The 13,655-nt window shown below is 38.3% G+C and carries 8 protein-coding genes; 6 read left to right on the top strand and 2 right to left on the bottom strand.

Annotation, left to right across the window (positions count from 1 at the left end; all coding sequences use genetic code 11):
- The first annotated feature begins 94 nt into the window (after positions 1-94).
- The 6 genes from WG954_RS20945 (at position 95) to WG954_RS20920 (ending at position 7,489) form a co-directional block, all read left to right on the top strand.
- Positions 95-2,722 (top strand): TonB-dependent receptor, encoded by a 2,628-nt coding sequence (locus WG954_RS20945; protein ID WP_340439043.1) that lies wholly within the window; start codon positions 95-97, stop codon positions 2,720-2,722.
- 141 nt (positions 2,723-2,863) lie between these two features.
- A complete protein-coding gene (locus WG954_RS20940) occupies positions 2,864-3,541 on the top strand; it encodes an NAD-dependent epimerase/dehydratase family protein (protein WP_340439042.1) in 678 nt (225 codons plus the stop codon).
- Between the two features lie 9 nt (positions 3,542-3,550).
- Positions 3,551-4,405, top strand: coding sequence for an endonuclease/exonuclease/phosphatase family protein (locus WG954_RS20935; RefSeq protein ID WP_340439040.1), 855 nt, complete (start codon positions 3,551-3,553; stop codon positions 4,403-4,405).
- A gap of 68 nt (positions 4,406-4,473) precedes the next feature.
- Positions 4,474-5,166: a RibD family protein gene (locus WG954_RS20930; RefSeq protein WP_340439039.1), complete on the top strand. Its 693-nt coding sequence runs from the start codon at positions 4,474-4,476 to the stop codon at positions 5,164-5,166.
- Between the two features lie 277 nt (positions 5,167-5,443).
- The gene (locus tag WG954_RS20925; protein ID WP_340439038.1) at positions 5,444-6,265 is read left to right on the top strand and encodes a toll/interleukin-1 receptor domain-containing protein; all 822 of its coding nucleotides are present in this window, start codon (positions 5,444-5,446) and stop codon (positions 6,263-6,265) included.
- A 228-nt stretch (positions 6,266-6,493) separates the two neighbouring features.
- Positions 6,494-7,489, top strand: coding sequence for a hypothetical protein (locus WG954_RS20920; RefSeq protein WP_340439037.1), 996 nt, complete (start codon positions 6,494-6,496; stop codon positions 7,487-7,489).
- A 421-nt stretch (positions 7,490-7,910) separates the two neighbouring features.
- Here the strand turns inward: WG954_RS20920 and WG954_RS20915 are convergent, their stop codons facing one another.
- Both WG954_RS20915 and WG954_RS20910 read right to left on the bottom strand, forming a co-directional pair.
- On the bottom strand, positions 7,911-10,139 hold the full coding sequence (locus tag WG954_RS20915) for a CRTAC1 family protein (RefSeq protein ID WP_340439036.1): 2,229 nt from the start codon (positions 10,137-10,139) through the stop codon (positions 7,911-7,913).
- Positions 10,140-10,372: 233 nt separating this feature from the next.
- Positions 10,373-13,645, bottom strand: coding sequence for a VCBS repeat-containing protein (locus tag WG954_RS20910; protein ID WP_340439034.1), 3,273 nt, complete (start codon positions 13,643-13,645; stop codon positions 10,373-10,375).
- Positions 13,646-13,655 lie beyond the last annotated feature (10 nt).

Genomic DNA, 13,655 nt, shown 5'->3' with positions numbered 1-13,655 from the left:
CCGTCTAAAACGGTTAATTAGTCATTCATACTAAATGAGCTTCATTATTAATCAATTACGCAGAAATTTGCGCCTCAATTCTAAAAAAAGTATCATGAGATTCATCCTAGGTTTTGTTTGTTTATTCCTCAGTCTACATTTAATTGCACAGGTTCCCGGCGGCGGTCGTCCCGGTGGCGGTGGCCAAATGAATATTGGTCGTTTTTATGGCAAGATTGTAGATTCAAAAACAAATAAGCCGATTGACGCAGCGTCAGTTCAACTCTACCAAAACCGGGTTGACACAGCTACGAAAACAAGAAAAGAGCTTTTGGTAAACGGACAATTAACGAAAGCCAACGGCGATTTCAGTCTTGAAGGATTGAGTCCCATGGGTAATTATAAATTATTAGTTACGGCCATAGGTTTTAAAACAATTGAACAAACTATCAGTTTTGGTTTGAAGCCAGGAGGTGCAGCAGAAGATATGATGGCCATGCTCGATAAAGATCTTGGCAACATCAAATTAGAAACCGATGTGCAGCAATTAAGTGAAGTTGTTGTAACGGCTGATAAACCTACATTACAGTTAGGCATCGATCGTAAAATATTTAATGTTGAAAAAAATATCGTTTCACAAGGTGGAACCGGTGTAGATGTTATGCGTAACGTACCAACAGTAAATGTTGATATTGATGGCAACATCACCATGCGTAACAGTGCACCACAAATTTTTGTGGATGGCCGCCCCACTGTATTAACACTTGACCAGATTCCTGCTGATGCTATTCAAAGCATTGAACTCATCACAAACCCTTCTGCAAAATTTGATGCGAGTGGTGGTCAATCTGCCATCATCAATATTGTATTAAAGAAGAACCGTCGTGTAGGTTACAGTGGCAGTGTTCGTGTAGGTGTTGATATGCGTGGCCGGGTGAACGGCGGTGGCGATATTAATATTCGTCAAGGCAAGGTAAACTTCTTTGCAAATATTGGATTGAATCAACGTAAAGGCATTGGCTTTGGTGAAACAGACCGTAACAACTTTGGCGATAACGTGGCAAATAAACTCTTTACACGGAACCGCAATATCAGTGAAGGTATGTTCAATTTTGGTCGTGCAGGTTTTGATTTCCTGCTCGATAACAGAAACACACTTACAATTTCGGGCAATTTTGGTGGCGGTAACTTTGACCTGCTCGATCAGAACTATATCCGATACGATTCAACATACAGTACCCCAAAAACCATTTACGAATACCGTGAAACAAACGGTATGAATAAATTCCGCAATGCTGGTGCATCTATCAGTTATAAATATAATTTCCCGCGCGCCGGAAGAGAATGGACAGCCGATGTAAACTACAATAAGAGTAGAAGTGAAAATGATCAATCAATTGATTTCACGAAATGGTTCGATAAAGATTGGACAAATGTTTACATCCCTAAACAAAATCAAATCAATAATGGAGGTGGAAACAATAGCTTCGTTGTAGCACAAACAGATTATACTGATCCCATTAACGAAAACATGAAGATAGAAGCTGGGTTACGCACACAGATCCGCTTATTTGAGAGTTTCCAGAATGTTTTTAATAATGGACTTGCTCAAACGGGCTTAAGTAATCGCTTTGAATATGTAGATTATGTTCATGCTGCTTATGCAAGCTTTTCGCAAAAGATCAAAAAAGCAAACTTGAACTACCAGGTTGGTTTGCGTGCAGAAAGTTCAAAATACGAAGGCGAGCAAGTTGGCAAACCGGGAACATTTAATAACCAGTTTCCATTGGCATTGTTCCCGAGTGTATTTTTATCAAAAGCATTAGAAGGAAAACAAGATCTGCAGTTGAACTACAGCCGTCGTATCAATCGTCCAAGCTTCTTTCAGCTATTGCCGAATACTGATATCAGCGACATCTTCAATTACCAAACCGGTAATCCAAATCTGAAGCCTGAGTTTACAAATTCATTGGAGTTGACTTATCAAAAAACATACGGCGAGAAAAACAATACGTTCCTTGCTACTTTGTTTGGAAAGCAAACCAATAATCTTATTTCACGTTACCAGAACAGGGAACAAATCGGTAATACAAAAGATACAGCTGTTATCAGTACATGGGTGAATGCCGACAGAAGCTATGCAGCGGGACTTGAACTTGTTTTCCGTAACACAGTAAGCAAGTGGTGGGAGATCAACTACAATGTAAACGTTTACTACTCTAAGATCGATGGCAGCAGTGTGTTGCCTGAGTTGAAAAACGAACGCACCAGTTATACGATAAAACTTAATAACTCATTCCGCTTAGGTAAAGGTTGGAGCATGCAGTTGAGCGGCGATTATAATTCACGCTCGATCCTGCCAGTATCATCTGGCGGCGGTGGTGGACGTGGCGGCCGTGGTGGCGGTGGCTTTATGGGTGGTGGCGGATTTGGCGGTGGCGCTGTTTCAACCACACAAGGTTATATTGATGATAACTACTATGTTGATTTTGGTGTTCGTAAAGAATTTAAGATCAAAAAGAATACAGCTTTCGTATCATTAAACTGGAGCGATGTATTCAGTACACGTCGTAATAATGTGTTTTCTGAATCACAATATTTTGATCAATACAGCTGGAGAAGAAGAGACCCCACATTTGTACGTGTTAACTTCAACTACCGTTTTGGTAAGTTTGATGCTTCACTTTTCAAACGTAAGAATACACGTAGCGAAGGTGGTGGTGATGAAATGCAGATGCAATAAGAAATTACCCATGATATACACTTATCCCTCTCCATTCAAACGGAGGGGGATTTTTTTGTATCATCATTTTCAGGTGAACTAAAGTAAATTCAATTATTAAACGTTTTTCTTTTCAGGATAATAATACTAAAATCAACTTATATGCAAACAGCCACAACACCCATGCGTGTAATTGTAACAGGAGCAAGCGGAATGGTAGGCGAAGGTGTGTTACACGAATGCCTCAATAGTCATCTTGTAAGAGAAGTAATAGTGCTTGGACGGAAGAGTTGTGGCGTTACACATACAAAGCTGAAAGAAATACTGCACAGTAATTTTCATGATCTCTCTCCAGTTGCCGATCAATTGATAGGATTCGATGCCTGCTTCTTTTGTGCAGGTGTATCATCTGTTGGAAAAAAAGAAGAAGAGTTTTACCATCTTACCTATGCACTCACCATGCATGTTGCTGAAACATTGGCAAAACAAAACAACAACATTACTTTTTGTTATGTTTCAGGTGCCGGTACCGACAGCAGTGAAAAAGGCCGCCTCATGTGGGCAAGAGTAAAAGGCAAAACTGAAAATGACCTGATGAAACTTCCATTTGCACAAGTGTATAATTTCAGGCCGGGAATTATTGAGCCTGGCAAAGGCTTAAAGAATACCATTAAAATGTATAACTATTTTATGTGGCTGTTACAGATTGTAAAACGCATCAATAAAAATTCTGTGGTGAGTTTGGCAGAGATTGGTCAGGCAATGATAAATGCAGCAACAAAAGGTTACAAAAAACAAATACTGGAAGTGAAAGATATTAAGGAACTTGCTGCATCTTAATATTGCCGTATGAAAAAATTCATCTTTTTCATTTTTACAATTCTCATAAGTGTACAACTGCTGAATGCACAAACTCCCCTGCGTGTGATGACGTTCAATATCCGTCTCAACACTTCATCTGACAGTTTGAATGCATGGCCCTACCGTAAAGACAAAGTTTCTTCGCAAATATTATTTCATAAGATTGAATTATTGGGTGTGCAGGAAGCATTGCATGATCAGATGATCGACCTGCAACAACGTTTACCACAGTTCAAATACACAGGTGGTGGCAGAGACGATGGAAAAACTAAAGGAGAATACTCTGCCATTTTTTATGACACAACAAAAATGCAATTACTTTCAGCAAGTATGTTCTGGTTAAGTGAAACACCCACCGTTACTGGCAGCAAAGGCTGGGATGCAGCCATTACACGTATTGTAACATGGGCAAAATTTAAAGACCGCAGAACAAAAAAAATCTTCTTTGCTTTTAACACACACTTCGATCATATGGGGAAAATTGCACGTAGAGAAAGTGCAAAACTGGTACTACAGAAAGTAAAAGAAATTGCCGGCTCCACTCCTGCTGTTATTACGGGTGATTTTAATGCAGAACCGGGCGACGAACCGATACAGGTGATCGTTGATAAAAGAAACCCTCTTCATTTAACCGACGCTAAACAACTTTCACAAGCACCGCACTATGGACCAACAGGCACCTTCACCGGCTTTCAAACCAAAGAACGCAACGATCAACCCATCGATTATATTTTTCTGAAAGGCAGCTGGAAGGTATTAACGCATGCTGCTATTTCGCAAACATGGGGCGGTCGTTTTGCAAGTGATCATTTTTCAGTGATAGCTGAATTACAGTTTAAATAAATGTTTTGGGTTAGTCAACCAATGAAGGCAACCGAAACTAATATACATTCAAATTAAAAGAGATACACATGAAGCCATACGTTATTTGCCACATGCTTGGTTCGGTCGACGGACGTATTAAACAAAACATCTGGGGATTTAAAGATCATCATAAATACTTTGAAGAACCGGCATCGAAAATAAAAGCAGATGCATGGCTCGTGGGTCGTAAAACCATGCAGGAATTTTGCAGCAAAAAGAAACACAAGCTCGAAAAGCCGAAAGAAAAAATTGCAAAAGAAGATTTTGTTGCAGCAAAAGTTGCCAGGCAATATGCAGTTGTCATTGATCCGTCGGGTAAATGTTTTTGGGATACCAATATGGTTTCTACCGAACAGGTAATTGAAGTGTTGAGCGAAGAGGTAAGCAGCACTTACCTGGCACACCTGCGCAGTAAAAATGTGTCGTACATTTTTGGCGGCAGGAAAGAACTCGATCTTGCATTGGTGTTGAAAAAACTAAACAAACATTTTGGTATTAAACGTGTGCGTATTGATGGTGGCGGACATGTAAACGGTTCGTTCCTGAAAGCAGGACTGATTGACGAATTCAGTTTAGTATTAGCACCACTAGCCGATGGCACCATTGGTGCACCAACCGTTTTTGAAGCAGAAGAAGGTTATGGCAAACGCAAGGCAACACACTTTACATTAAAATCGGTAAAGCGTATTTACAACGACTTTTTGTGGTTGCGTTACATAACCAAACGTGGTAAACAGTAAGATTAATGTTGCGGTTGATGTATAAAACAAAACGAAGTGGCCTTGTGCTTACTGAAAAGATACCCGCTTGATGATTTATGGAGAACAGGAAAGATAGACTGTAATGATGTTTAAATTCATAAGCAATATGTAGGCGAAATGGCTTTGTGACACTACAATGAAGATGGCGAATTACAACTGCTTAAAAATCAATTGCTGTATTTTTTTGAAACGTGTGTTTGTGTAGTATATTTATGTGTTAGCAGCTATACAAAACGACCACTAACTACGATTTAAAATGGGACAATCTGTTTTAGTTTTTATTAGTCACTCTTCGGAGGACAAAGAGGCTCTTGTGGAGCCTATCGTGACCGACCTAGAAAGCTGTTATATTAATGTTTGGCTTGATAAGAGTAAAATATTACCTGGTGACAATTTGAGAAAGTCAATATTCAGAGATGGGTTAGACAAAGCAGATGTCGTATTAATTTTCTTTACTCGAAATTCATTAAAGTCCTCATGGGTTGACAGAGAGATTAAACATGTTCTAAGGGATGAAACAAAAAAAGGCAACAATTTTGATTTGAATAAAATCATTTCAATATTTGATTGCCAAGAAACTTACAACGAAATTGCAGAAAGATATCCTGAATTAACTGATGATTTACTTCATTTAATGCCCGTAAATTATTCTAAGATTCAACTCGGACAGTTAATTTCTGCAATATGGAGCAAATATCTATCATTACAAGGCGGTGATGTCGCAACTCAACGACTTCTTCTTGAAAAGGACAAAGAAATATTCCAAAAAGATAAAGAAAATCAGGAGTTAAAGAATCAAATAGAACAGGACGGACACTCTAGTGAGTATGCAAATAAAACAGCTGAGTTCAAAGCAATTCTGGATTCTGGTGTCTTAAAGCAATTTATTGGAGATAAGAATAAAATACTTAGTGGAGGGTTAATTTTTCCTAATGAAATTAAGGGAACAGCTGAAGCTATGGCATTAGGCTTAATAAAGGATAACCCATCTGACGACAGGTGCATATCTATTTCTGAGAAAGGAAAAGAATTTTTTAAATGGTATCTTTTTGAAAATGCAAAGAAAGCTACAGAATAGTACAGCTGCTAACATTGCATTGGCAATATGGCGGGGCGACGAATATATTCTCAGCTTTTTAGTCGCTAATCAGCTTCAGTTTCGGCAGACGAATAACGCTGAGCGGCAGAATAAACAATGAGCTTTTGTATCTTTAATCAGCAGCGGCACCAGGCTGACGGAACACAGAATACCGCCACATCGCCAATGCTTTAACGTTGCCTGTAATGTTATTGGACATCTTACACTATGACAAAATTATACCTTGATTGGAACGTTATTACAACCCTTAGACAGCCTGAGAATTTATTAAGCCAAGATGACATTCATACTTTTAATACCTTAGGAGCAATAATAAATTCATCGAGTGAAAATTTAATTATTCCATACTCAAATGCTCATCTAAACGACTTACTTAAAAGTTACAAAAAAGGCGAAAGAAAAAGAGTTGCAGAGTCTTTACAGTTCATTTCAATTTTGACAAAGGACGTTTGTCTTACACAATACTGGAATGACGAAAATGCAAAGTGGCACCAACGAAATCCAGAAGAGTATTTTCAAGACTTAATTGACAATGGCGAAGATGTAGATATGACAAGCCTTGATACAATTCTTGAACCACTAAAAGAGTATGGTTTGGGAGCAATCTTTGACACTTTTAAACAACTTCCTCACGATATTAATTTTGACGAAATAGAAAAATACAACCCTAACTTTTTATTATTTTTTAAAAAAGCCAAGCTTGAAAATAGTATATATGCAGTAATGGAAGATTTTATAGGTCTTACGAACGAAATGAAGACAAATCCAACTGTTTATAATGAATTAAGGAATTTATTCAAAACAGCAATCCCATTAGACTCAAGTATACATAATGTTGACAACGTAATTGAAATGCTCGATAACACTTTACCCAAAACGATGTTGAATAAATCTTTTACACAACTCTATCTAGAAAACGATAAAACCGAAACATCTAAAAACAAAGACTATTCAAAAATAATTGGAACATTTATGCAGCTTGACTTTGTAGGATATGGCTCGGACAAGTTAACCGAGAAAAATCAATACGACAATTTATTTAACGACTCATTACATTGTTTTTATGCTGCACATTGCGACTATTTTGTAACATCAGACAAAAAAATTTATAAAAAGGCTAAAGCTGTTTTTCAAAATGAAAAAATTAATACACGAGTAATGAAACCAAAAGAATTTATTGACTTTGTGCAAAGTGACATTTAGTAAGCACTACAGGCAACAAGAGGTTTTGTGCAAGTTGGGCTTGACGGAATTAGCCATCAACATTTGTGCTACTATTTAACTTCAGTCCCAGATCGACAGAACGCTATTCGGCAAATGAATAAAACATCAACTTAAACCTATAAATTTGGCTAACGTTATCAAGCAGACGGAACTCGAAATCCCAACCTGCACAATGCGCTGAACGTTGTAACACACCTACAACAGGGTCAGCAGCATTGATAAAAAAAGCGGGTTGCTTAAGTTGGTTAGGTTTGCATCAACAGCCTCGGCCATTCTACTTACTGTTCTGCCTGGTAACGCCAAAATTGTTGTCTTCACAAAACACTCCCCTATAAACTGTGGATTTCAATATCTGTTCAATTGTAGCAGTACGTTGTCGTAAATCATCCTTTAAAAACTGTTACGGAGTTGGCCTACATGGAATTAATCCTGTTTTTAATTGTTGAAAATCATATTGAGCAAGTTTATAAGTAGTGAAGTTTGAAGCACCCTCTTTGATCTTAATATTTAAGCCCGCAGGAATGTTTTTAAAGACTTGTGTTTGATTGGTAGCCGGCCAATGAATTTCTATCTTATCAATAACGGAAGCCTGGCCTGTGCCGATATGCTGGCGTAAAGGATTAGAACCAAAACTTCCTCCCGAATTTACCTCCCTGTAAACAGATCTTTCTTTATTATTTTCTTTGAAGGTTACTTTCATTTTTGCTCCAATGGCCGCCCGGTTAGAACTTGTTCCTTCTAATGTTATCCTTATCCAATGGTTATTGTTTTGCCCGGGATTGAGGTACAAAGAGTTTTCATAAGCATCTCCGGAATATGCACCTCCCATTTCAATATAAATATCCTGGTCACCGTCATTATCAAGATCGGCAAAAGATACGCCATGTCCTTTTTGCAAATTACCTACCCTTGCAGACGTTGTGACATCTGTAAATTTTGTGCCGCTGCTATTTCGAAATAATTTATTCGGCACTAAGGATCTGAACGAGGGGTTGCCCGTTCCAAGATAAAAATCGAGATACCCATCGTTGTCTATGTCGCCAAAATTAGAACCCATTGCAAATGCGATATTGTTTAATCCCATTTTATCAGACACATTTTCAAACGTACCATCGTGATTATTTCTGTATAATATTACTTTACCGGAGTTACCCTGAATATCATTCGACTGCATGGCTTCTGCGGCTGCGTAATAAGCCAGGGATTTCGTGAACTCATAACCGCAAACGAGAATATCGAGCCAACCGTCATTATCATAGTCGAAAAACCAACCGGGAAAAGTGCGGGTAACGTCGTTTAATTTAGCCAGCCGTGTTACTTCTTTAAATTTAACCGGGCCGTTTTTAACGGTCTCGTTTTTAAATAAGTATTTTTTCCCGTTCATGGTTGAAATAAAGAGATCCATCTTACCATCATTATCATAGTCGCCTGAAGTAACACCTTTTACAAAGTCCCTTATATTGCAATCGGCTAATGCTGCCTGTTGAGTAAAGGTTCCGTTTTTGTTATTGATGTATAATTCTGAAATGTTCCTCTCCTCTGCTCCCTGTATCGATTCATTGCCAATAAATACATCGAGCCATCCATCATTATTAAAATCGGCCCATGCAGCTGTTTGTGTAGGATGAATTGATAACAAACCGCTGGCTTTGGTAACATCGGTAAACGTTCCGTCTCCATTATTTCGCAACAATGAATTTGGTTCGTTTCCAAAACTTTCCTTCCAGCCTCCACGTAATACAAATATGTCTTTAAACCCATCGTTGTTGTAGTCGGTCTGCATCATGTTTAACCCGCCGGTGAAGTAGCCCAGTCCTGAAGAATCGGAAACATCTGTAAATGTGCCGTCCCAATTATTTCTGGAATAGTGCATCGGTTCTTTCAGCGACCAACTGCTTGTAATAATATCATCATAACCATCATTATTAAAATCATCTACAATACTGCCACCTGCCTGGTTATTTATGTTTACGCCAATATTAGCAGCAACATCAATAAAAGGTTTCATACGGGTAAGCGTATCTTCCTGTGCAATTTTCAGCAACATTGCAGCAGGCACCTGTTGCGGATATGTGCCAATGGTCATGTAAGCTATGTTTAAAAGCCATCTTGATTCAAGATCGCCGGGATCATCCGTCAACAGTTGTTGATATAATTCAATTGCTTTTTGTGAACCGGTTTTGTCAAGATGTACACCCGCCATTGAAATAGGAAAAATGCAGGATTCAGCAGAGTGATTGCGAACACAATTTGTTCTTTCTCCCAACCGCAAATAAGCCATGGCCAGGTCTTTCATAAGAAATCTCCTCTGCCCTGTTTCGGAAGCCGGTGTTGCAGTTAACAATTCCTGGAAGACATCAACGGCTTTTTGTTCCTGCCCCAACTGTAACAGGGCCGTTGCTTTTCTATATTTAAACTTCATTACATCGTCCTTTGCCAGAGACGTATTGAGCAATGAATCGCTAAATCTCAAAATTGCTTCAGGAGAAAAGGGATTTTCAGGGTTGTTCTCATAGGTATCTATTGATTGCAGAAGATCAATCATTTCCCTGTTAGAAGACGAAGTGCGGCATGAGCCCACTAGCATTACAAGTGTGCAAAGAAAAGCTGTGATTTTATAGTATTTCATTACTGGATGTAAATTATCGGGGCTTTGAGTTTGTTGGTTTGTGCTTTCAATTTGAAAATGAAATGTACTAAACTTATAAGGATTTGAATAACCGAAATATAACAGCGGTTTGAAAGAAAAAGTAAGGTTTTGTATTGCCTCTCAAAAGCATTCACCATTGCAATTAAAAGAACTTTTAAACATTGTTTGTGATCTGTCCTCCCGGAAATATAATGACCAAACCCGGCTGATAACTATTTTATGATTAAAGCACTGCCGTTATTTCTTGCAATTATATATGCCTGTTGGTTTTTTATGGTGATCTTTTTGATGCGTCTTGACTGACCTTTAATTGCTAACCCGTTTATTGTTTCGCAAAAAAAGTTATTGTTTCCCCTGTTGATCAGAACGGTGCCGAAATCAGCATCATTTCGCCCGAGTTCAGTATTGTTGTCGTGGTAGTTACCAACGAGTAAAATATCCGGAAGGCTATCATTGTTCGCATTACAAACAACAGCATCTTTAAGAGGCGAAAGTTGTGCCTGCCAGGGCAAAGGCTGAACAGAAAATTTCAGGTTACCCTGGTTAATTAATAATGAATTAGAAAAGTAATCTGCAGTTAACACAGTTGATTGAGCAAGCTTCTCCTGTCCAAATAAATCTGTGACAGATGCTTTTGCAAAATCTTTCGCATATAAAAAGTTCTTTTTAAGAAAGGGCAATTGCTTATCAAGATCACTCTTGCCCATAAACAGTATTTCCCTGTTTGCTACATGGTAAGTAAGTATCTGTTCGTATTTACCATTGCCGTCAAAATCGTTATAATATAATTTTACAGGTTGTTTCTGCGATGCTTTCAGGCGACTGTTTTCTCCTGAATTACCGGCAATTAAATCTATATCACCGTCACCATCAAAATCATAAGGCAATATAAAATTCCACCAGCCTTTTTTATCTGTCAACACCTGTTTTTGAAATCTTCCTTTATTGTTTATAAAAGCATAAATGCCGCCCCATTCCAGCGACACAATAAGGTCCTTATCACCATCTTTATCAATATCAAACCAAATACTGTTTGTTACAAAACCAATGTCAGTTAATCCCTTTGCAACAGTATTTGCCACGTCTGTAAATTTACCGTTGCCGTTATTTTGTAATAAATAAGATTGAGGAATTTTACCATAGTTGCCTGAAACCGATCTAGCACCCACAAACAAATCGGGGAAACCATCATCATTAAAATCTGCTGCAACTACAACAGAAGCTGAAAGGTTGATGTTGGTAAAAGCGTTAACCACTTTTGTTAACTTTCCTTTGCCATCATTTAAGAAAATACGTGGCGTGCCGTAATCGGCTTCGTTATAGTATTGATCAACTCCATTCACAACAATTAAATCCGGATGGCCATCATTATTTATATCGGACCATATTGCAGAAACAGCTTCGTAAGTACTGTCTTCATCAAGGTCGTGTTGGATTGTCTTTACAAAAGTTCCGGAAGCGGTTTGAAGGTATAAACTACTTTTACTATCCTTTGCCGATCCAATGAAAACATCATCCAGGTTATCGTGGTTCACATCAGCAACGGCAAGTGCAGGGCCTTCTGTTGAAACCATGTGCGGCAATAAACGTTCACTATTGAAATCAACAAATGGATTTTCTTTATGTACATAATTAATTCCGGTTGAATTTGTAATATCAGTGAACGGAAAAGATTTATTTACATGAATCTTCTGTAAGCTGCTGTAATCGAATAAAGATAATCCTTTCTGATATGTAACTGTAATGCCTGCCTCTTTTGCGGGAACACTCATTTTCTGAAAAGAATTATCAGGCCAAACCAATAACATCGAATCAATGCCGGTAATGGGAATTCCAACCAGCAGGGGTTCATCCATGCTTGAAAGGAAACCTTTCACCGGAAACTTCTCGTAAGTTCTTACCTCCTCTTTTACATAAACAATTACTTTGGCACCAATGGCACGCTTGTTTTTTATATCTCCAACCAAATTAATTTTTAGTGATGTTCTTTCTCCCTTTTTGTTATGTGTATTTTCATAAATAAAGGCTTGTGCATTAATATTGTTTACAACAATATCAAGGTCTCCATCATTATCCAAATCGGCATACACGGCACCGTTTGAAAAAGTTGGCCGATCGTTCTCTATTCCGGCTGCCTCATCTTCAAATACCAAATCGCCTTTGTTGCGGTAAAATTTGTTTGGCACAGGAACTTCGGGGAGTTTTTTAATGAGATCAACATCATTGTTAAAATCCGTTCTTTCTTTAACATCCATTTGCCCTTCAGTGTTTGCCACATAATTTACATAATCAAGATCGTTCATTTTTTTAGGGATACCATTTGAAATAAAAAGATCTTTTAACCCATCGTTATCAAAGTCCATCCATAAGGGAGCCCAGGACCAGTCTGTAGCGGCAATGCCACTATAAAGACCTACTTCACTAAAGAGCCCGTTCCGGCGGTTAAGCTGAAGGTTGTTTCTCGTATATTGATAGAAGTATCCTTCTCTCAGTTTAGACTGAAACAAATCATAATCATCTTCACCTGATGACCTTTTGAGAATAGCAGGATCAGCAGGCAACATATCCAAAGAAACAATTTCCGGAAAGGCATCATTATTAACGTCTGCTATATCCACACCCATTGAATAATAGCTGGTGTGCATCAACTGGTTTGCGGCCTCCTCTTTAAAGCTGCCGTTTTTTTGATTGATGTACAGGTAGTCACTCTCATAAAAATCGTTGCCTATATAAACATCGGGGTAACCATCCATGTTTATATCAGCAACAGTAATTCCTAATCCATAACCTATAATCGAATTATTAATTCCTGTCTCTTTTGTCGCATCAATGAAATGACTGTTTTCATTCCTGAAAAACCTTGCACCAACCACAGGGTTAGTTATTTTTAAATAATCGCTTCTTGGTCGTAACGATGTAAATCCATTGGCAGAATGATTGAGAAGAAACATATCTAAATCGCCATCGAGGTCATAATCAAAAAAAGCAGCTTGTGTGGAAAGCCCCATAAAATCAATTCCATATTGCCTGGCCTCATCTTTATAGTGGGGAACTCCGTTTTTATCGATACCCGTGCAAATTAAAAGTTGGTTTTTACTGCGCAGTGTTTCGTAATAACCTACCCGGCAGATATAAATATCCAACAGCCCGTCAGCATTTACATCTGCCACTGACACGCCTGTTGTCCAGCCTTTATCGTCAGGTATTCCCGCTTCAGCAGTAACGTTTTTAAAGTGCATACTTCCTTCGTTCAGGTAAAGCTGGTTCTGCTTTTGATTTGAGCCTAAATACAGATCAATTTTTCCATCATTATTAAAATCGCCGCTGCCAACCCCACTGCCATTATAGAAATAAATGTATTTAAGAAGATTAAAATCTTTATCGTAGCTAAGATCGTTGCTGAAGTGCAGGCCCGTTGTTTCACTTTCCAATACTCTGAATGTTGACTTGCTGTCTTTCTTCACTGCTGATGTACATGAGATCATATGTATCACA

This window comes from Lacibacter sp. H375 (genome assembly GCF_037892425.1).
Classification (GTDB): Bacteria; Bacteroidota; Bacteroidia; order Chitinophagales; family Chitinophagaceae; genus Lacibacter.
The sequence above is the reverse complement of the archived record's forward strand: the minus strand, read 5'-3'. Positions and strand labels throughout refer to the sequence as shown.